The organism is Lutibacter sp. (genome assembly GCF_041596795.1).
Classification (GTDB): Bacteria; Bacteroidota; Bacteroidia; order Flavobacteriales; family Flavobacteriaceae; genus Lutibacter.
The window spans coordinates 15294-37768 of the sequence record NZ_JBFHHX010000013.1 but is presented as its reverse complement, the minus strand read 5'-3'; the positions used below and the strand labels follow the sequence as shown (position 1 = coordinate 37768).

Annotated in this window: 21 protein-coding genes; 4 read left to right on the top strand and 17 right to left on the bottom strand. The window is 28.8% G+C overall.

Features of this window, described 5'->3' with window-relative positions:
• The 5 genes from ABY298_RS03090 to ABY298_RS03070 form a co-directional block, all read right to left on the bottom strand.
• Positions 1-1399, bottom strand: a 1399-nt coding sequence (locus tag ABY298_RS03090; RefSeq protein ID WP_372744537.1) for a carboxypeptidase-like regulatory domain-containing protein, incomplete at its 3' end; no start/stop codon positions are given.
• Positions 1400-1434: 35 nt separating this feature from the next.
• Positions 1435-2175, bottom strand: coding sequence for a GLPGLI family protein (locus ABY298_RS03085; protein ID WP_372744536.1), 741 nt, complete (start codon positions 2173-2175; stop codon positions 1435-1437).
• Between the two features lie 144 nt (positions 2176-2319).
• Positions 2320-2514: a hypothetical protein gene (locus tag ABY298_RS03080; RefSeq protein ID WP_372744535.1), complete on the bottom strand. Its 195-nt coding sequence runs from the start codon at positions 2512-2514 to the stop codon at positions 2320-2322.
• A gap of 131 nt (positions 2515-2645) precedes the next feature.
• Positions 2646-3353, bottom strand: a complete 708-nt coding sequence (locus tag ABY298_RS03075; protein WP_372744534.1) for a GLPGLI family protein — start codon at positions 3351-3353, stop codon at positions 2646-2648.
• 92 nt (positions 3354-3445) lie between these two features.
• Positions 3446-3808 (bottom strand): hypothetical protein, encoded by a 363-nt coding sequence (locus ABY298_RS03070; protein ID WP_372744533.1) that lies wholly within the window; start codon positions 3806-3808, stop codon positions 3446-3448.
• A 488-nt stretch (positions 3809-4296) separates the two neighbouring features.
• On the opposite strand from ABY298_RS03070, the gene ABY298_RS03065 reads away from it, so the two are divergent.
• The gene (locus ABY298_RS03065; RefSeq protein ID WP_372744532.1) at positions 4297-4671 is read left to right on the top strand and encodes a DUF423 domain-containing protein; all 375 of its coding nucleotides are present in this window, start codon (positions 4297-4299) and stop codon (positions 4669-4671) included.
• 139 nt (positions 4672-4810) lie between these two features.
• The gene (locus ABY298_RS03060; protein WP_372744531.1) at positions 4811-5950 is read left to right on the top strand and encodes an AGE family epimerase/isomerase; all 1140 of its coding nucleotides are present in this window, start codon (positions 4811-4813) and stop codon (positions 5948-5950) included.
• A 181-nt stretch (positions 5951-6131) separates the two neighbouring features.
• On the opposite strand, the gene ABY298_RS03055 is transcribed toward ABY298_RS03060, so the two are convergent.
• From ABY298_RS03055 to ABY298_RS03005, 11 genes are all read right to left on the bottom strand, one after another.
• Complete coding sequence (locus ABY298_RS03055) at positions 6132-7382, bottom strand: alginate export family protein (RefSeq protein WP_372744530.1); 1251 nt, start codon at positions 7380-7382, stop codon at positions 6132-6134.
• A gap of 106 nt (positions 7383-7488) precedes the next feature.
• Complete coding sequence (locus ABY298_RS03050; RefSeq protein WP_372744529.1) at positions 7489-7740, bottom strand: cytochrome C oxidase subunit IV family protein; 252 nt, start codon at positions 7738-7740, stop codon at positions 7489-7491.
• A 1-nt stretch (position 7741) separates the two neighbouring features.
• Positions 7742-8320: a cytochrome c oxidase subunit 3 gene (locus ABY298_RS03045; protein ID WP_372744528.1), complete on the bottom strand. Its 579-nt coding sequence runs from the start codon at positions 8318-8320 to the stop codon at positions 7742-7744.
• Positions 8321-8323: 3 nt separating this feature from the next.
• Complete coding sequence (locus tag ABY298_RS03040; RefSeq protein ID WP_372744527.1) at positions 8324-9301, bottom strand: DUF438 domain-containing protein; 978 nt, start codon at positions 9299-9301, stop codon at positions 8324-8326.
• Positions 9302-9322: 21 nt separating this feature from the next.
• Positions 9323-10033, bottom strand: a complete 711-nt coding sequence (locus tag ABY298_RS03035) for a DUF542 domain-containing protein (protein WP_372744526.1) — start codon at positions 10031-10033, stop codon at positions 9323-9325.
• A gap of 13 nt (positions 10034-10046) precedes the next feature.
• Entirely contained in the window at positions 10047-11813 is a 1767-nt protein-coding gene (locus tag ABY298_RS03030) for a nitric oxide reductase activation protein NorD (protein ID WP_372744525.1), read from the bottom strand.
• Between the two features lie 18 nt (positions 11814-11831).
• Entirely contained in the window at positions 11832-12611 is a 780-nt protein-coding gene (locus tag ABY298_RS03025) for a CbbQ/NirQ/NorQ/GpvN family protein (protein ID WP_372744524.1), read from the bottom strand.
• 129 nt (positions 12612-12740) lie between these two features.
• Positions 12741-14078 (bottom strand): cbb3-type cytochrome c oxidase subunit I, encoded by a 1338-nt coding sequence (locus ABY298_RS03020; protein WP_372744523.1) that lies wholly within the window; start codon positions 14076-14078, stop codon positions 12741-12743.
• Positions 14079-14090: 12 nt separating this feature from the next.
• Entirely contained in the window at positions 14091-14552 is a 462-nt protein-coding gene (locus ABY298_RS03015; RefSeq protein ID WP_372744522.1) for a cytochrome c, read from the bottom strand.
• Between the two features lie 128 nt (positions 14553-14680).
• Positions 14681-15136, bottom strand: a complete 456-nt coding sequence (locus ABY298_RS03010) for an Rrf2 family transcriptional regulator (protein ID WP_372744521.1) — start codon at positions 15134-15136, stop codon at positions 14681-14683.
• Between the two features lie 58 nt (positions 15137-15194).
• On the bottom strand, positions 15195-16571 hold the full coding sequence (locus ABY298_RS03005) for a tryptophanase (protein ID WP_372744520.1): 1377 nt from the start codon (positions 16569-16571) through the stop codon (positions 15195-15197).
• A 382-nt stretch (positions 16572-16953) separates the two neighbouring features.
• On the opposite strand from ABY298_RS03005, the gene ccsA reads away from it, so the two are divergent.
• Together ccsA and ABY298_RS02995 are read left to right on the top strand one after the other, a co-directional pair.
• A complete protein-coding gene (gene ccsA, locus ABY298_RS03000) occupies positions 16954-20073 on the top strand; it encodes a cytochrome c biogenesis protein CcsA (RefSeq protein ID WP_372744519.1) in 3120 nt (1039 codons plus the stop codon).
• Positions 20074-20124: 51 nt separating this feature from the next.
• Positions 20125-20640, top strand: coding sequence for a DUF2892 domain-containing protein (locus ABY298_RS02995; RefSeq protein WP_372744518.1), 516 nt, complete (start codon positions 20125-20127; stop codon positions 20638-20640).
• Between the two features lie 67 nt (positions 20641-20707).
• On the opposite strand, the gene ABY298_RS02990 is transcribed toward ABY298_RS02995, so the two are convergent.
• Positions 20708-22462, bottom strand: coding sequence for a LysM peptidoglycan-binding domain-containing protein (locus ABY298_RS02990; RefSeq protein WP_372744517.1), 1755 nt, complete (start codon positions 22460-22462; stop codon positions 20708-20710).
• Between the last annotated feature and the right edge of the window lie 13 nt (positions 22463-22475).

Below are 22475 nucleotides of genomic sequence, written 5' to 3'. Positions count from 1 at the left end.
CTTCTACGGGAATTAATCCTTGTAAAATTGGCTGATTTGTTTCCCACAGCGTAGTTGGATTATTTTCATCTAAAACAGCATCAACAGCAAATGAAAAGGAATGCTTTTGGTTCATTTTTTTATGCCATTCTATATTTTGATTTAGATATTTTGAAACAGCTTCATTCTTTTCTGAAATATGGTTTTGTTCATTTTCAATAACTGATAAAATGGTGTTATTTTTATTGTTATCAGTATTTTTGAACTGTGATTTAAAATACCATTGTTCATTTTTATTAGGTGCATATTCTATGTTCAACTTCCCAATACCCAGTATATTTCTTGTAGCAGAATTATGAGCTGTTTCTTCGGTAAATGCAGTATATTGATTGATGGATTCTTGATAGGTTTCATTTTTTGAATGTGAAAAAATAGCATATCCAGAAATGTCCAATTTACTATTTATAACTTTGGTAATGTTTAATGCGCCAAATTTATTAGTACTGTTTACAATATCTTGCGTTTCTAAAAACTGAGAAAAATCACTAGCCGAAATATTATAAATTGAACCATCGCCTTTTAAAAATGCACTAACACCACCTTGAAAATTCATATAATCTTTAAAAGTAAAGGTTTTCTCACCTGTATTATTTAAGTTCCCAATAAAATTAACATTGGTTTTTGGACTGTAATAGAACAAATTACTGTGGGTTCGGTAAAAATCTTTAGTTCCCTTTCCAACTTCAATATCGCCAAAGGCAAATTGTTTTTTGTCTTTTTTTAAGAGAATGTTCATTGCTACATCTTCAGAATCTGACACGTTTTTTAAAAAGGCCATTTCATTATAATTATCAATTACCTGAACTTTATCAATAGCATTTGCAGGAATATTTTCAACAGCTAATTTGGTGCCACCATTAAAAAACTTTTTACCTTCTACTAACATTTTGGTTACTTTTTTACCTTGTACTGTAACGTCACCATTTTTATCAACTTCAACACCCGGTAATTTTTTAAGTACATTTTTTAGTTTGCGCTCATCTCCAGTAACAAACTTACTTGTATTGTAAGTTATGGTATCTTCTTTTATAGTAACTGGCAACTCAATAACAACTTCTTGCAATTGATTTGGTGCTTCCTTTAAAACTATGTTTTTTAGTGCATTATCCGTAGCTACCAATGTGAAATTAGTAGTTTTAAAACCCATATAACTCACAGAAATAGTATAAGTATCATTTTTTGTAAGTTCTAATTTGTACAAACCAGCATCATCAGTAATTGCAAATTGTAAATTTTTTGTAAGGTCTGTAGGTTTAGCAATAACATTAGCAAAAGACAAAGGATTTTGCAAACTGTCCTTTATACTTCCTTTAAGAGTTATGGATTGACCAAAACATAAGGAACTGTAAAAAAGCATCATATAAAGAAATCTTTTTTCTAGCACTGTTTCTTAAATTAGAATTTTTTAAAATATTTAAAACCTTCTTTTTCTAGTTTTGTAAAATCTTCTACGGTAATCAATTTTCCATTTTTGGGTAACTCAATTCTTTTATCTTTTAAAGCATTTTTTATAATTTTCGATGCATAAATAACAATGTTATCAACTTCAACTTCTAAAATTAATCCAGGCAAACCAACGTATGAAGCTGGACCATATGGTATTGGAATTTCAACAGTAAACCAAGCTACTATTGGCACTTGTTTAGAACCACTTATAGTTTCTCTAATAATTATTTTTGTTGCCTTTTGACATAAGTAATTACCAATCCTTTTTTGGTCTGCTTCTATTTGCCAATTATTATTTGAAAAAGGTTTTTCAATTAAAAATATTTCCCCATCAAATTCTTTTTGAATAATGGTACTTTGCAATTTACTATTTGTATAAAATGTCCCGTTAGTATCACCAAAACTTTTAGCAAGTATTATTGGTATTGAATTCTCATTTTCAATTTCTAAGGAACTCATCTCAAAAAAAAGAGAAGAGTTACCATTATAAAGCAAACTATAATTTAGGTTATTTACAAGACTGTATGCTTTTTCTACAATTTCTATGGAAGATTTGTTTTTGCTAGAATTTGAATAGTCTAGTTTAACATTACTTTTCTTTTTATATATAACCTCTGTAACTCTCTCTTGGGAATAACTTTTAACACTTAAGCCCAATGCTACTACAATTAATATTTTAAAAGTTAACATTCTCATCTTTTTCTATTTATTATTTATTTCATTAAAGCCCTTAAATCCTTAATGAATAATTAAACATAATTCATTATGCACATTTTTTATTATTGTTCTGTAATAACTAAACTTTGTGAGGCAAGTATGCCTCACAAATTAAAATTAGCTATCTCCTTGTTGCTCCTCACAATTTTCTACAATTGACAAAAACACTTCATATGAAATACCTCCACATTCTTTATCTACATCATATGCAAGTTTAATACAATTAACTTCTGTTGTTTTTGTAACATTAGCATTCACCATTGCTAAACCAGCAAATACAAATACTATACTTAAAATTAAATTTTTACTCACACTTTTTAAATTTATAACTTTGTGTTCGTGATTTTTCTTTGAAAAGTTCATTTTAGTAAAATTTAAATTTGTGAATAGCGCATAATTGTGCTTTTCCAGTAATATTTTTATTTTATTGAAATTTATTTTAGTTAATTATTCTGGTTTTTATTTATAAAATCTTGTGTCATATTTTTTACAATATTTTCATATTCTTCTGACGATACCTTCTTTCCTTCTGTTGGTTTATTTATAACCAAGGAATCTAGGTTTAATTCAATTTTTAAAGCTGAAAAAGTTAGGTTTCCTTCTTGTAATTCTAAAATTAAACCTGGTAAATTACCATATTCTTTAGGTCCAAAATTAACTGGTATTTCAGTTGTATACCAAGCAATAACTTCTCTTTCTTTAGTAATTCCTTTTCTGTTTTTAAAATACTTTACTGCTGTTGCTTTTAAACAAGAATATTTTCCAATCATCTTTTCTTCTTGAGTTAATTCCCACTTTATTAAGGGATAATCAACTAAAAATACTTCTCCGTAATACTCTTTTTGATTTATTCTTTCATTTGCTTTTACATTTGAATAAAAAATTCCATTTCCAGCAAAAATTGTAACTAAATCTAGTTTTTTGTCATTCTCATTTACTAAAACATCTTGTTTCTTAAAATCAGATTCATTGTTAGAAAAACTTAATATATATAGTAATTTATCTGAATCAATTGATAAAGATTTACTATTTTCCATATTAAATTGTGCAGAATAAACAATTTGTCCATTTATATTTTGACTATAAGTACTAGGCATAATAAATGAAATTAAAGCTATACTTATCAATATCAAACTTTTTAAATATCTCATATTTTAATTATTTTAATTGAACAATTAAGAATTTATTAAAAACACATGTTAACTAATGAACCCTTAATTGCTCATTAAGCTAAGTTTTTTATTCAATATTCGTTAAATTCATTGCATAAATAGAAAAGATTACGAAAAACTCTTCCCCATTCTTCACTTGACCAGTCTTGATTACTATTTTCTTCAATTTCATTTGCTGCATTATATGCTTTACTCAAACAACTTTCCAAAGCAACTTTATAACCTTCTGATGTTTCAGTTAATTTGTAATTTGACTCCATTATATTTAATGTTTTATTTAAAACATTTGAATTATTTAAAACTACATTTTCTTTAGTTTCATGAGCTTCAATATTTAGTGCTATCACTAAAAAAATTACTCCTAAAATTATTTTTTTACTCACACTTTTTAAATTTACAACTTTGTGTTCGTGATTTTTCTTTGAAAAGTTCATTTCATTAAAATTTAAATTTGTGAATAGCGCATAATTGTGCGTTATATTTTGTTAGTTCTGCGAGGAATATTACTTTTGTAACACATTCCTCTATTTGTATATTGTTTATTACATAGGCAATAGTTTTAGGTTAAACATTTTATTAGCGTATTGTGTTCTTAAAATTTTTACAAACAGAGGATTTTTATTTTACTCCGCTTAATAACAATATATAAATTACCTTCCTTAAGCATTATTAAAACTTAAAGGCAGCAAAAAAACCTCATTACAAGTTTACTCTTTATTCTTAAAAATATGTAGTGAATAGCAATTTACAGCAGTATTCTTTTTCATATAACAATTTTGTATTCGGTTTTAAATCTTTCTTCAGGTTAAATGTATAAAAAAAAAAAAAAGACTTGGCAAAATAATTTTACTATTCACCTTAATTTAAATTCAATTTAAATAAGACTATATTTTATGCTACATTTACGCTTAAATTTTACTTTATGACACAATTTACATTACTTTTTGCCAGTATTTTAGGAGGTTTAGCCGTTATTTTTGGTGCTTTTGGAGCACACGCATTAAAAAAACTATTAAATGAAGATCAATTAAAAAGTTTTGAAACTGGAGTAAAATACCAACTATACCACGCCTTTGTTTTATTAATTATTGGGTTTAATTTAAGTTTAGAAACTGCACTAGAAAAATATATGGTGTATAGTTTTATGTTGGGTGTTGTGTTGTTTTCTTTTAGTATTTACGGTTTGGTACTTTCAGCAGCATACAATAAAAAATTAAAATTTTTAGGCCCAATTACGCCATTAGGTGGTTTATTATTAGTACTTGGATGGTTTCTTTTAACTTATACATTTGTTTAAAAAAAGATAGCTATTTTTGATAAAATTTTGTGTAAAGTTCTCGTATAATTTTTAAACAAAAATTACTGAAACTGACGTTATTTAAGCATAAAAAAGATAAAACTAGTCTACAAATTAACCTCATATTAAATCAATTTCTATGGAAATTCCATTTAAAAAACTACAAACAGAATTAGAAAAATCTCTTTCTTTTTGGTTAGATACAGCAACTAACAACTCAGTAATTTTTCCTGAGGTTTCAATTTCAGGAATTCCAAATTCTTTTGCAAATACAGGCTCTATGTACGTTAGTAGAATATTGTATGGCGCTAGTAGCGCGTATAAAGTTTTAAAAAATGAGACGTATTTAAAGCTAGCAAATTTAAGTTTTACCCAATTACAAAAATTTCAGCATCCTAAAGGTGGATATTATTGGGCAAAAACAAGCAATTCAACAATTTTGCATGATACCGATAATACTTGTATGGCTCAAGCTTTTGCTTTGTACGGCTTGGTTGCTTATGCTAAAATAAATTCTAACAAAGAAGTTGATAATGCTATTAAAAATCAATATGCATTTATACAAAATACCTTAGCCGATAAAAAACATAACGGTTATGTAGATGGTTTTAATGAAAATTGGCAACTTGGAGAAAATTCTACCAAAGCTTTAGGAACTCATATTCATTTATTAGAGGCTTTTGTGAGTTTGTATGAATATACTAATGATGAAAATTTAGTTGCTAAAATTGAAGATTTAATTACCATAATTTCCTCTTATTTTATAACAAAAGATACGTACAATTGCTTACACAGATTAACACTTAATTGGAAACCTTTACCAAACGAAGTTTGGGCTGGACATAATGCCGAAGTAAGTTGGATATTATGTTACGCTGCAAAAGCTATAAATAATCAAAAACTAATTACTGATTGTAATAAATTAGCTATAAAAATGATGGACCAAGTTATTTTAAATGCTTTTGATAAAAAAAATCAAGGTGTTTTTAATGTTTTGGTTGATGCTATTCCTACTGAAAAAGTTAAAATTTGGTGGCCACAAGCCGAAACTGGTCTTGGTTTGTTAAATTGTTACAAAATAACCAAAGATGAAAATTATAAGCTAAAAGCAATTGAAGTAATGAATTTTATTAGTGCAAATTTTATTGCACAAAATGGTGAATGGTTTACTGAAATTTGGAATAACAAAACACCAAATACAAATTTACCTATTGTTCATTTTTGGAAATCTATGTACCACACCGTTAGGTATTACGTTCAAATAATTGAATTTGAATAAATAAAATTAAAAAGAAGCTGTATAAAAAGTAATTAAACCGTCATTCTGAACTTGATTCAGAATCTTAATATTCTGATTTTCAATCATTGTAAAGAACCTGAAACAAGTTCAGGTTGACGAAAATTTCACTTTTTATACAGCTTCTTAATTAAAACAACTATCTAAAGTTTTTGTCAATAATTTATTTTGAAGAAAATAATTTAGGGTTAAAAGTAAACATAATCCAGCTCCAAGAACTGTTTTCATCTTTATCACCACCTTTTAATACTTCCATAGAATTGGTTCCGTACATTTTAGAATAACCAGCACTAAAAGCAATATTATCAGCTACTTTGTAGCCAATTGTAAGGTCTATTTCTGTTCCTAATTTACTATCCATTTTAGTGCTTCCACTATAAACATCAGCAGCAGATGAAAAGAAATGAGGCATTATTTTAGCAGAAAATTTATCTTTAGAATATCCTACAAAACCATTTACATCTACTAAACCAACAGAACCACCGTGGTTTCCAACATAAAAATAATCCATCCAACCATTAAATTTGTGATTTGTACCATATAAAGGGTTGAATGATTTAATATCAGAACTTGTATCATCCATATCTTTACCCGATAAATATTCTGCGCCTACACCAACAGAAAATTCATTAGAAAGTTTATAACTTAAATTTCCTGAGAAATTAGAAGAAGAAACATTGTTATCAGAAATTTTACCAGTTTGTAAATACACAGAAAAATCTGAACCAAATTTACCTTCTTTATAGGTTATATGTGTTCCTAAAGTTTGAGAATAATCTACTTTTTGATCACCAGAATTTTCATATTCAACACCATTATTTAAAGCTAATAAACTTAAACCAACTTTATTAATTGTAGTATGATACCAAGCATATTGAAATGTTTTGTACCCAGCAATATTGCTATATAAATTATCAACACCTGCCTGACTATCGGCATTTAAAGCAAAACCTAGATCTAAGTTACTTTTTGCTGAAGTTTTAAATTTAGCAATCATAGCATCGTGGCTTCTTGCTTGTTGTGCCCAACCAACATTTCCAAAAATTCTACTGTCATCATAAACAATTTCTTGACGACCAAATTTTAAAGAAAAATTATCAGATAATAATGCTTCTGCCCAAGCTTCGTGTAACATTGTAGAGGTATCATCAGCTCCTAAAGTGCTAATATCTCCCCAAACTCTAACGTTTTGCAAGGACATTCCTACTTTAATTTTATCTTGGCTAAAATTAAAGTTTAAACGTGAACGTTGCGAAATAAAGTTGGCTCCATCAGCATCTGTATCAATTAAAGAACCAAAACCGTGTTTGTTTTCAAAACGTGGTCTTAATTCTGCAGATAAATCAAATTGTTGTGCATAATTTGAGGTTGCCATTAATGTAGCTAAAAGGCTAAAATAAAAATACTTTCTCATTGGTTTTAGTTTTAAATATTTTTCAGTTAAAAATATAAAGACCTTTTTATCTTTATGATGCGAAAATACGCGCAATTAAATAACTAAATGCTGATTTTTATCAACTTTACCATTTTAAAGCAAATAGTAGGGTTCCCATTACTATACTTAAATAAAATAAAATTGAGAGTTTCCAAAAAGAATGTGATTTTTTCATTTCCATAAAATAGTTTGCCACTAATAGAAATTTTATTACAGAAAGCACCACTATTATTGTTGCAGCAATTGATGTTACAAGCGTTGAGTTTGATACCAAAGCCGTACAAATTGTAAGAATTATTAATACTAGCCAAACTTTTAAGAAAAGGTTTATTTTCATTTTAAAACATTAAATAAATTATAGGAAAGAGTAACAACCAAATTAAATCGCACATATGCCAAAACGCAGCACTTGCCTCAAAATCTTCTAAGTTTATGTCAGATTTTCTTTTTAAATCAACATAAATAAACATTAAAACAACCAATCCAACCACAACATGTATTACATGAAATAAGGTTAACATCCAATAAAATGAAAAAAAAGTGTTATAGCCAATTGTTAAACCTGCTTGTATTTTAAAATAATATTCAACACTTTTTAATAGTAAAAATAACACTCCACCAACCATTGTTAATTTTAGAAACAAAGTTGCCTTTACAGTCTTATTATGTTTGAAATTTTCTACGGATTTTGCCATATAAAAACCACTTGTTAATAAAAAAATGGTATTTATTGCACCAAAAGTAGTGTTCAATAATAATTTAGATTGATGAAATATTTCTGGTTCATCTTTACTATACAAAACCATAGCAATTAACGCAGCGCCAAAAGTGAATAATTCTAAAAAGATAATAATCCACATTAAAATTCCTCCTGGCGGATATGCAATGTTTTTATAATTAATTTGATGTGATTCCATATATTAATCCCAATCTAATAAACGTTTTTCGCCTTCTAACTTTTGAATATCTGTAATATCTTGCGACATTTCAATTACTCCTTTGTACTTCTTATTATTATCTCTAATAGCAAAATATCTGATATGAATAATACGACCTCTAAAATTGAACCAAAACTCGGCAACATCTTTTGTACCTGCTTTAAATTCTTCTACAATGCGCAACACCATATGCACACTTTTTGGCGGATGGCAAAACTTTACTTCGCGTCCAATAATACCTTTACTACGTGGAAAAACCCTATCTTCTCCTCTATTGTAAAAAATAACCTTGTCGTTTTCATCTACAAAAGTGATATCAATTGGTAAAAAACGTAACAGTAAATTTACTTGTTCTGGTGTCATATAACCTTCATCGTAATGAAAGGTGTTTTCTAATGAAAAAGATAAATCTCGTTGTGAAAAATCTTCACTCGGATGCACATACGTTTCTTGCTCAATTACTGGATAAGGAGCTGGTTTTTCCGCTAACATCCAACCAATTTCTTCATCGCCTTGGTAAAATTCTTTCCATTCATCTTCAGATAATAATTCCATAGAATTTGGAAACAATCGCATATCTTCAATAGATAATAACCGTTTAATCCCTTCAATTAAATACGGAACATTTTCTATAATTTTAACAGTATCTTTTTCTGAATTATAGGTGTTTAATAAACGTATTTGAGAACGTAAATTATCATGAAAAGACCACATTCCTTGGCTTGGTCCTTCCCAACCATGTTTTTCTAAATATGGAAATAATTGATTTTCTTTTCTTAAAAAACGCTTTTCAATAGTAGATAACTGATTGAAAATATTATAATATTTTTGAAAATCTTCTACCGGATTTGCTTCATATAATTCAAGTAATAATTCTTGAATTAATTCGCTTTCTTGATAATATACTTTTACTGGATGCCCAATTGGCAATTTCTCTACAGTTGTTATAAATGAATTCATACTGAAATAGTTTTTTTTGCGTTATGCAATAATTTTTGAAATTTTTGGAATAAATACATGTTTATTAAAATGCACGTATTTTTGAAGTAGATGATCTAATTCATGTAATTGATCATATAAAAATCGGAACGAATTACAACCATCTGCAGGCACTGCATAGTGCGTAGATAATTTTGAAATTTCTTTAAAAGAATCACTCACCAAAAGCTGGGCAATTTCACCTTTATTTATTGCTTTTTTTATACTTTCAACTTGATTGGTTGAAATATCAGCTGCACTATTATTTAAGGCTAAAACTTCTTTAACCGTTGAAAAAAGTGTTTCTTCAGTATTTTTAATCATTTCTGATAACACCACATCAACACCTTGCATTAAGTTGTTAATTTCAACAACCTCAGGATTATGACTTCCGTGTACACTAGCCACTTTAGCCGCAACTTGCATTATTTGTGGAAGATTTGTAATAATAGTTTCATGAAACTCTTCAGTTGCCTGTTCCATTAAAGATGTAATATCTAAATCGTTTAAATTTTGATCACTATTTATTTTGCTGTTAATTGCCTCAATTTCAAGTTTCAATACTTCAAAATCAATTCCAATTTCTTTACAAGCGTTTTCTAAAGTAACGCCACCTCCACAGCAAAAATCTATCTTGTATTTACTAAACACGTGATCGGATCCTAATTTTTTTGAAACAATTTCTGCAACTGTATTTTGTTTTGTAATATTCATAATTTTTTAAATTTTATGATTGATGTTTTATTTTTTCATAAAGTTGAACCATAGACTTTAACAATTCAACTGGTGTTGTTAATATTTGATAATGGTTTTGCCCAAACATTTGCGGTAAATAATATTTTGCTTGGGCTTCAATGGCTAAAGCGTAGGAATTTATATGGCGTTCATTTAACTCTCGCAATGCTTGTTTTACATCATTTACTCCATATTTTCCTTCGTATTTGTCGTAATCGTTTGGCTTTCCGTCCGACAGTAAAATCACCCATTTATTTTTGGTACTTCTTTTATCTAACATGGCTCCAGAATGACGTAAAGCTGCACCAATTCTGGTATATCCACTTGGCTCTACAGCGCCAACTTTAAATTTTGCTTTGTTCCAATCTTCGTCAAAATCTTTAATAGTTATGTATGTAGAATGATTTCTGGTTTTAGAGTAAAAACAGTCGATAGAAAAATCGATATTAAATTCATTTAAAATTTCTCCAAACAAAATAGAAACTTGCTTTTCCACATCAATTACACGGTTTCCTGCAGCATAACCATCACTAGATAAACTGATATCTAACAACAATAAAATGGATAAATCTTTCTCCTTTTTACGCTTGGAAATGTAAATATTTTCTGAAGGTGTGTGGTTAGAATGTACATCTACAAACAAATCTGTAATGGCATCAATATCAAATTCTTCACCTTGTAATTGCCGTCTTTGTAATTGATATTTATTATTTACTGATGTTAACATTTTACGCAACCCCATTAAAGTGCTATTGTTTTCCTTTAAGGTTTTTTTGTAATAATTCACATCGTTTTTTAGCAAAGTTTTTGGGTATACTTTACAAAAGTCGGGTTTATAAGTACGTTTTGTATAATCCCATTCATCATATTTAATATGATATCCATTAGCATCAATTTCGGCACTTTCAGAAACGGTTGTATTTTCAATAAAATCGGCTTGATATACAGAATGTGCGGTATCATCAACACGTACGGTATATTTCATAGTAACATCTTCCAATGCGTTTGAATGATCATCCAATTCATCTTCGCCATCAAAATCTCTAAAATTACCACCAAATTCTTCTGCTGTTTCTACTTTTTCAAATTGATGTTGTAAAACGGCATCTTCTTGTTGTTTTATATCAACCTGAACAGAAATAATTTCTTCAACAGCTTTTGATTTTAAAATGGTTTTTGGTTGTTCTTCATTGGCTTTTTTTACTTTATCGGTAAAATTATTCAATGTGTTTTCTGAAGCTTCTTCAGGGTTATTTCGCATCCATTTTCCGTAGATAAACGAATAATCTGGTAATTGTTCTTTAGCTTTGTTAGTGTAAAACTTTTTAAAGTTTTTATAGTATTTTTGAGTTAAGGGAAATTGCTCAAATAACAATGCTAATATTTGTTCTGATGTTTCTTGTGCTTTTTGTTGTGATTCTAATAACTCGTGTTCTTGATAATCGTTCCAATTTAAATTTAAATTTTTCTGAACCGACAAGTATAAAACTCTAAATAAATAAAACGAAATATTTTCATTAATAGATTGAAAATCTGAATATTTTGTAGGCAAAAAGAAATTATTGTTTTTATAACCTCCTTCTCTTTCAGCCTCGTAAATTTCAATAGAATTACCAGTAATTGCACGAGCCAATATGGTTAATCTAGGTTTTATATCTTCTAAATTAACAGCGTACAAATTCGCATTTTCCTTCGCTTTTTTCTTTCTTTTGAAATAAAAGGCTAATTTGGTAAATATGTATTCATCTGGTTCAAACATTTTTTGGCTTTTCGCTAATTATATCATCAAATTACATAAATCTTTTAGCGCTTCTATCACTTCTAAATCGTCTGTTAAAGGTTCTACAATTGCAACTTCTACTGATAGTCTTTTTGGTAAACCACTATGTATTAATTTTGCGGCATCAACCAACAAACGTGTTGAAACTGTTTCTGCTAAACCTAGTTCAGTTAGATTTCTAATTTTTGTAGCAATATTTACTAATTTTTTGGCAATACTGGCTTCAATCCCAGTTTCATTCACCAAAATTTCGATTTCAATTTTTTCTTCAGGATACGCAAAAGATGTAGCAATAAAACGCTGACGTGTAGATGGCTTTAATTCTTTAAATCCTTTTTGATAACCCGGATTAAAAGATGCAACTAACATAAAATCTTGGTGTGCTTTTACGGTTTCCCCTAATTTATCAATAAACAATTCTCGTCTATGATCAGTTAGTGAATGAATTGCCACAATAACATCTGGTCTTGCTTCTGCTATTTCATCTAAATAAATAATGGCACCTTGTTTAATTGCAGAAGTTAAAGGTCCGTCTGACCAAATTGTTTCGGCACCTTTAATAATATAACGGCCAACTAAATCTGTTGATGACGTTTCTTCGTGGCAACTAATGGTAATTAATTTTTTAGTTAGTTTAGAAGCCATAAATTCTACAAACCTAGATTTGCCCGTACCTGTAGGCCCTTTTAACAAAAAAGGAATTTTGTTTTTATAGGCGTGTTCAAATACTTCAACTTCTTTACCTATTTGATGATAATATGGTAATTGCGTGTTCATTTTATTTTTTTTATTTATTAAATTGAAAACCAGAGTCTTTGACTATTGGGCAAACAAGTATGGTTATTTGCAAATTATCCGAAACTCTGGCATCAATCTAAAAAACTACGATTTAAATTTTTCAGCCAATTATTGATTAATTTCTAATGCCTCATCGGTTGGTTTACCGTGCTTGTAAAAATCAATAATATATAATACTATTCCGGTTGTAAACATTGTTGCGCATATTACTAAAACCACAAAATGAATACTAATTTCTTTTTGAACAGCCATAAAATCCATTCCAAACTTACGTTCTAAATATACTTGTGCAACACCAGCAACTCCAAAAGCAACTGTCATTCCAACCATACCAATATTAGCCAACCAAAATGCTGCTCTACCTCTTGCACTTTCATATAATTTTCTACCGGTCATATTTGGTAAACTGTAACTTATAATTGCTAAAACAATCATTGCGTAAGCTCCCCAAAACGCTAAATGTCCGTGCATTGCAGTTACTAAAGTTCCGTGTGTATATAAATTTGTTTGAGGTAAGGTATGTGCAAATCCTAATAAACCAGCTCCTACAAACGATACAATTGCAGAACCTAATGTCCAGTATAATGCTAATTTGTTTGGATGTTTTTTCTCTCCTTTTCTATACATATTTACAGCAAATAATGCCATTGCTAAAAACGCTAAAGGCTCTAATGCTGAGAAAATTCCACCTACAACTAACCAAATTTTATTTACACCTATATAGTAATAATGGTGACCTGTACCTAAAACACCCGATAAGAAAGTTAAACCAACAATTACGTATAACCATTTTTCAATAACTTCTCTATCAACACCTGTTAATTTAATTAATAAGAATGATAAAATACCACCCATAATTAATTCCCAAACTCCTTCTACCCATAAGTGAACAACCCACCAACGGAAAAAAGAATCTGTTACTTGGCTATCAAAAGGTAACATTCCTGGTAAGTATAATAATGCTGCAAACAACAATCCCATAGAAAGCACTAATGCTGTAGTAGTTTGGCGTTTTCCTTTAAATAATGTAGTTAAAATTAACCCAAGAAATAACAATACATTTACAACCACTAAATAATCTAAGGGACGAGGAATTTCTAAAAATTTACGTCCTTCCCAATAATTAAAATGATATCCAACAATTGCTACAACTCCTACTAATGCTAAGCTAATTAATTGAATATATGCTAATTTTACACTTACCAATTCTTTTTGAGCTTCTTCTGGAATAATATAGTAAGCTGCTCCCATAAAACCCGATAATAACCAAACAACTAATAAGTTTGTATGTACGGCTCTTGCTGTGTTAAAAGGAATAAAATCGTGTAAATTATCAAATCCTATTCTGGCAAAACCCATAATAAAACCGTATGTAATTTGTAATACTAATAATAGCATAGAAAGGGCAAAAAACCAATATGCTACTTTTTGTGATTTATATTTCATAATGTCTTTTTTTTACTTGTTAATTTTGTCTTTTGCTAATGGAGAAACAATTCTGTCAAACCCGTTCAAATCAATTTCACCAATCCATTTAAAGAAAGCAACCACATCACTAGCTTCTTGTTCGGTCATTCCGTAAGCCACCATTTTTCTACCATTTGGTTGCCAAGGTCCTTTAGACATTAGAATACTTTTAATTACTTCTTCTCCATTTCCATCATAACGTTGATTTAATCTATCAACTACTTTTGTAAGTTCTGGTGCATAATAAGCACCTTCTCCTAAGATTGTATGACACCCCATACAATTGTTTGATTCCCAAATTTCTTTACCTCTAACTACCTCTGAAGTTAGCTTGTCGTGATTGGTTTGGTCTACTGCTGGTGACAGAGAATACACTGTTAATCCTATAAAAATTAGGAAGGTTACCAATGTGCCACCAAGAAAGAACGCCCTTGCTTGTTTTTTAGATAACATGTTTTAAATAGTTTAATTTAGTTAAATTGATTATTAATATATATTAAGACCCTTTTATCTTTTATATAATGCAAAAATAAATAAAATATTAGTTTGAATTATGATAATTGTCATAATTTTTATTTTATTTAAATTTCTGGGGAAATATCTTTAATAGTTAGTTTTCTGCCTTGTGCAACAATTTCTTTAGAAAATTCCATAATACTTAAATCTCTAAATTTTCCAAGAATACCATTTTTAAAAGGTTCTACTATAAAATGTACCGGGCAAGGATTTGCGCCATCACATTCTGAAAGCCCTAAAAAACATTCATTAATTCTGGTTAATCCATCTATATTTTCAATAATATCTAATACCGTTCTTTTACCGTTCTTTTTTGTTAAATAGAATCCGCCATTTGGTCCTTTTGTGGACGAAATAATTTTACCACGCACCAATTGCTGGAATAATTTTGCTAAAAAAGGGTTAGGAACATCAATACTTTCTGCAATAACCTTTACACTTATTTTATTGGTTTCACTTGAATGTTCTGCTAAAAACAATGTTGATAGAATAGCATACTTACTTGCGCGAGATAACATCATAATAAATAAATTCTTTTATTTTAATTTGCCAAAATTAACAAAAAAAGAGTAAGGAGTATTATATTTTTTTAAATTTCACAGTAAAGTGTCTCATAATAGGTGCTTCATCGCTAATAATATAGCCAGATTTTGCTTCATTTCTAGTATCATAAATATTTTTAATAACCGCGGCAATATAATCCATATGATTATTTGTATAAGTTCGTCTCGGTATTGCTAATCTCACCAATTCCAACGCTGGATATCTATTTTCTCTTGTTACAGGATCTCTATCTGCCAATACTGTTCCTATTTCCACACTTCTTATTCCGCCAACAACATATAACTCAACTGCTAAAGCTTGTGCTCTATATTCTTCTCTTGGTATAGTTGGCACAAATTTATTGGCATCTAAAAAAATAGCGTGCCCTCCAAAAGGCTGTTGAACAGGAACTCCAAAATCCACTAATTTTTTACCTAAATAAGCTACTTGCTCTACTCTGCTTTCCAAATAATTAAATTCAGTAGCTTCGTTTAATCCAACGGACAACGCGCCCATATCGCGCCCATTCATTCCACCATAGGTAATAAAACCCTCAAACATAATATTAAAAACAGTTGCTCTTTTAAATACATCTTTATTATTAAGAGCAATAAAACCGCCCATATTTACCAAACCATCTTTTTTGGCACTTATAGTCATTCCATCACCATATGAAAAAACCTCTTTTACAATTTCCTTTATCGATTTATCTGCATACCCTTCTTCTCTTTTTTTGATGAAATATGCATTTTCGGCAAAACGTGCAGCATCAAAATATAACGGAATTCCATATTTTTTACAAAGCAAAGAAACATCTTTGGTATTTTTAACAGAAACTGGTTGTCCGCCAGCACTGTTACAGGTAATTGTTAAAATTACAAACGGAATTTTTTCTTTTGGATATTTTTTAAAAACATTTTCTAATTTATTTAAATCTATATTTCCTTTAAATGGATGAACAATTGAAGTATCAAAAGCCTCATTAATTGTGCAATCTATGGCAGTTGCTTTTCTAAATTCTATATGCCCTTTTGTAGTATCGAAATGAGAATTTCCAGGCACAATATCTCCTTCTTTTATCATTGCAGAAAATAGTACATTCTCCGCTGCTCTACCCTGATGCGTTGGTAAAAAATATTTAAAACCTGTAATTTTTTTAACGATCTTTTTTAATTTTAAAAAGGATAATGAACCAGCATAACTTTCATCGCCAATCATCATTTCTGCCCATTGCTTATCGCTCATTGCTCCAGTTCCAGAATCGGTTAGCAAATCGATAAAAACTTTATCTGATGATAAATTAAACAAATTATAATGTGCTTTCTTAATCCATTTTAAACGCTGCTCTTTAGTTGATTTTTTAATAGTTTCAACCATTTTAATTTTGTACGGTTCGGCATATGGTAGTTCCATAATAGTAATTTAAATAATTTATAAAGTTTTTTTTTGAGGAGATAAATAGTTAACTAAAACGTGAAGAAAATTATTTAATAAAACACTCTGGGCGTTTTATATTTAAATAACCGTAATAAAATAATTTAAAAAAACTTAAAGCATTCATTCTATTTAAATATATACTCAAAATTACAAATTTTTTATTTTTAAAGCCACATTTTCACAATTTTATAGAATAAATTTAGTGACAATAATCAGCTATTGTGATAAAAGTTACATTTATCTTTATCCACGTAAAAATCTAATTTAATTTAACTTAAAATTGCAATAATAAAAGTAGTTTTATGACAATTATCATTAGTTTTGCTAATCGTTACTTTTTAACATTAAAATTAATAAAATGAATAAATTTTTATCGTTTATATATTCTACTAGAATTATGGCCGTTCTTTTTCTTGTTTTTGCAGCAGCTATGGGTGTTGCAACTTTTATAGAAAATGATCACGGTACTGAAACGGCCAAAGCAGTAATTTACAATGCTTGGTGGTTTGAGGGAATTATGGTGTTTTTTGCAATTAACTTTTTTGGAAATATTTTTAAATATAAATTATTAAGAAAAGAAAAATTAGTTGTTTTGGCATTTCACTTGGCATTCTTTTTAATAATTGTGGGTGCTGGCATTACAAGATATATAAGTTTTGAAGGTATTATGCCAATTAAAGAAGGTGCCGTAAGTAATACCTTTTTATCTGAAAAAAATTATATTAGTATTGCTATAAACGATGGAAATGAACAAAAAACACCTTATCATAAACCTGTATTATTATCATCTATAAGTAAAAACAATTTTAACTATACTACAGATTTTAAGGGAACCGATGTTTCAGTAAAACTAACAAATTATACACCTAACGCTCAAGAAGTTTTTGAGGAAGATGAAAACGGTGAAGAATTTTTATTAATTGTTGAATCTGGTGGAGGCGGAAGACATAACCATTACCTTAAAAAAGGAAGTTCAGAAGTTGTACATGGCGTTTTAATTGGTTTTGATTCACCTGCTAAAAACACCATAGATTTTAAAACTGCTGAAGGTGGTTTAAAAATAGTATCGGCCGTAGAAGGACAATTTTTTAGAATGGCAGATAGTTTTGAAGGAACTATTGTTAAAGATTCCGTACAAGATTTTTCAATTTTAGCAGTTCATTCAATTGCTGGCTTACAATTTGTAGTTCCTAAAACATCTATAAAAGGTTCTTATAAAACAGTTGTAGGTGATAAAGAAATGAATTCTTTGGCGCAATTAGAATTTGATGTTACTGCAGGTGGAGAAACAAAACATATAAAATTAAATGGTGGAAAATTTGCAATTCAGCCTCCAACCCAATTTTCCGTAGGAAATTTAAACTTTAGAATGAGTTATGGTGCTATGCAACAGCAATTACCGTTTAGTATTAAACTAAATGATTTTCAATTAGACAAATATCCTGGGTCAGAAAGCGCTATGTCATTTGCCAGTGAAATTACAGTAATAGACCCAAGTGAAACTTTTGATTTTAGAATTTTTATGAATAATATTTTAAATTATAAGGGGTATAAATTTTTTCAATCTAGTTACAACATCACACAAGAATACGAAGAAACTCATTTATCCGTAAATCACGACTTTTGGGGTTCTACCATTACCTATGCAGGATATTTCTTATTATATGCCGGCTTAATATTAATTTTATTTATGCCAGGTACACGTTTTGATTTCTTAAAAAAGAGTTTGCAAAAATTGAAAAAAACAAAAACTACGTTAACAATAGCAGCCTTATTATTGTTTTCATCTGCTTCGTTTGCGCAAGAACACAATCATTTATTCTCAGAAAAACAAATAGATTCTGCTTTAATTTCCAATGAAATTAGTTTAGAACATGCAGAAAAATTTAGTAAACTAGTTATACAAGATGCTGGAGGTAGAATGAAACCTGTTCATACCTATGCTTCAGAATTACTTAGAAAAGTAAGTAAACATGATACTTATAAAGATATGAATGCTACACAAGTATTCTTATCTATTCAGCAAAACCCACGAGTTTGGTTTCAAATTCCAATTATTTATATTGAAAAAGACAATACTAAACTAAGAGATATAATAGGAATTCCACACGATCAAAAATATGCTGCATTAGCTAACTTTTTTGATAATCAGGGAATGTATAAAATTTCTGAAATTCAGCAAGAAGCTCAAAAAAGCAATATAAAAAGTAAGTTTGAAAAAGATGTTATTAATGTAGATAGACGCGTAAATTTATTATATTCTGCAATTGTAGGAGATATTTTACGAATTTTCCCAATACCAAACGATGCAAATAACACTTGGGTATCACACAATAACATTCAACCTAATCATTTTCAAGGTCAAGATTCTGTTTTTGTTCGTCAAATATTACCAATTTATTTACAAACATTATCAGAATCAAAAATTACAAAAGATTATTCACAATCTGATGAACTTATTGAAGGTGTTATAAAGTTTCAAAAGAAATATGGAAGTGCCGTATATCCATCTGATCAAAAAATAGACTTAGAAATTGCCTATAATAAATACGATGTTTTTAGAACCATTTATAGTTATTATATGTACATAGGAACCCTAATGTTCTTATTTGTAATTTTTCAAATTTTCAATTCAAACAAAATAATTAATTACTTAATTAAAGGAAGTATTGCCATTATTATTTTGCTATTTTTAATGCATACTGGCGGTTTAATTGCGCGTTGGATAGTAAGCGGAAACGCTCCTTGGAGTAACGCATACGAGTCTATGATTTATGTAGGTTGGGCAACTATGTTATTTGGATTAATTTTTGGTAGAAAATCATCTATGACAATTGCTGCAACTGCATTTTTAACTGCGTTTATTTTAATGGTTGCACATTGGAACTGGATGGATCCTGAAATTGCAAACCTGCAACCTGTGTTAAATTCATATTGGTTAATGATTCACGTTTCAATTATTGTTGCTAGTTACGGACCGTTTGCTTTAGGAATGATTTTAGGATTAATCTCACTAATTTTAATGGTATTAACTACAGCAAATAACAAAGCCAAAATTGGAGCAATGATAAAAGAGTTAACCATTATTAACGAAATGGCTTTAACCGTTGGTTTAGTAATGTTAGTTATTGGAAACTTTTTAGGTGGACAATGGGCAAATGAAAGCTGGGGACGTTATTGGGGATGGGACCCAAAAGAAACTTGGGCTTTAATTAGTATTATGATTTATGCATTTGTACTGCATTTACGTTTAGTACCTGGCCTAAGAAGCAGGTTTACCTTTAACGTATTTTCAATTGCTGCATTTGCATCTATTTTAATGACCTATTTTGGAGTTAATTTTTACCTTTCTGGATTGCATTCATACGCTAGCGGAGATAAAGTAATTACCCCAAATTTTGTATATTACTCTATAGCAATTGTAGCTGTATTATCGGCATTCGCTTATTTTAAATTCAAAAAATATTATAAAAAATAATAAATACCAATGCAAAAATGTAACTTTGCAAACTATTAAAAAAATATAAAAATGTTTAATAAGTATATAAAATTAGTAATAGCAGGAGCAATTTTTATTTGGGCAGTTTTTCAATTTGTTGAAGGAAATATAATGAATGGAATTTCATTACTATTACTCGCAGGTATTTTTGTACTGTTTTATTTTAAAAACGAATTTATTTTGTTAGCTTTTTTACAATTAAGAAAACAAAATTTTGCAGGAGCAAGTAAATGGTTATCGTACATAAAAAATCCTAGTAGTGCTTTAATTAAAAAACAAGAAGGTTACTATAACTTTTTACAAGGAATTATGGTTTCTCAAACCAACATAACCCAAGCCGAAAAGTATTTTAAAAAGGCATTAAGTTTAGGTTTAAATATGAATCATGATGTTGCAATGGCAAAATTACAATTAGCAGGTATTGCCATGACAAAAAGAAGAAAAAGAGAAGCAACGTTATTAATGAATGAAGCAAAAAAGCTTGACACTCAAAATATGTTAGCTGATCAAATAAAAATGTTAAAAGACCAATTAAAGAAAATTTAATTTCTTTAATTTAATTCATAAAAAAAGCGCAACAAATGTTGCGCTTTTTTTTATACATATATTTTTATTATTGCAAAATTAACGGCACTAACTCTTTAGTGTATTGAACTATATAAATTCCGTTATTTTCAAAGCTACCATTATTTTTCTTACCATAATTAAACGATGAAGAAACTCTAATAGATTTTCCAGCTTTTAATCCATCTTCTAAAACTTCATAACTTGCCAATCTTATTAAAATATCATACGTTACATCAAAACCTCTAATAGCATAATCACTAGGAATTGTATTGTTTTCCTTCTGATATTTTATAAAAAAGTTTTTAATGTTTACATTATCCATACTAAAAAACTCGGCCGTTGGGTAAGTAAATTTCAACTGCCCTAAATAGTTATTATCTACACTATCAAAGTTTTTTCCTTTTTCTAAAGAAATTAATTGTATTGGAAACTTATCTGCCAATCTTTTTAAATTATTAATAGTTGAAGCAGTTGTAACATTATCATCTCCAATTAAAAACACCCAATTATTTACACTACCATGTAATTTATCTGAAACTCTTGTACTTGCTATATAACCACTTTCTGGCTTAATAACAGATACATTTTTTATATTTTCAAATGATTTTAATTTATTAACAACCCTCCAAAGTGTACTTTGTGAATCACTTTTTCCATCATTTATAATAACAATATTCTCTCCATTATAAGTACGCTCTAAATAGGTAATTAGTTTATCCTCAACAATCTCTTCTTTAGGCGATGCTTTTATTAAGTTTTCAGCGCCATACGAATCTTGATTTTTTGAGAAAAATGGAGTAACAATTGGAACTTTTACATGTTTAGATAACCATTCGGCTTTATCAAAAAACAAAGGACCCACAATTACATCGGCATTAATTACACTCGATTTTTGAGCAATACTTTGCACCTTTCCTAAGCTGTTTTCCGAATCAAAAAATTCTGCTTTTATATGCAATCCTTTTTGCTTTAAAGAATCTATTGCCATTAAAGCACCCATATGAAAATCGGTAGCTATATTTGTTAAATTATTTTTGCTAGAATATCCTTTTATAGTATCATTTATTTTACTTAATTGATATGGAAGTAAAAAAGCAATTTTTAATTCTTTATAAACATTTAGCCTTTCTTTAAAAGTAACGCCATGAGATTCATTTATAACATTAGAATTGTAATTGTTTATTAAAGGAACTTTTACAACTACCTCTTCAGGTTTATTTTTCTCAATTTTTAAAACCATTCCTAATTTTAAACCATCTTTTAAAGTTGGATTTAACTTTAGCAATTCCGCTTCCGTAACATCGTACCTTTTGGTTAAATTATAAATGGTATTGTCTTTTACAACAGTATGAAAAATATACTCCGATTCTGGTTGATTTTTACTAGCTGATTTACCTGGAATATTTAATTTCATTCCAACTTTTAAACCATCTTCTAATTCCGGGTTTGCCTTTATTAAATCGTTAATAGAAATGTCGAATTTTTTAGAAATGCCATAAATGGTCTCTTTCGCATGCACTTCATATAAACCATCGTCCTTTTCATTAGTAGTAACTACAACTTCTGAAATAGTTTTTCCATAATTTTTATTTGGAACAATTATAACAGTTTCGGCATCTGGTTTTCTACTAATATCCGGATTCAATTTTAACAAATCACGTGTTGAAATATCAAAATCCTTGGCAATACTTTTTATGGTTTCCCCTTCCTTAACAATATAAGAAACGTATTTTTTTTGCTGAGCAAAAGAAATTACTGATAGTAAAAAAATAAATAATACTACTACTTTAAATTTTTTCATTAAAACCTATTTA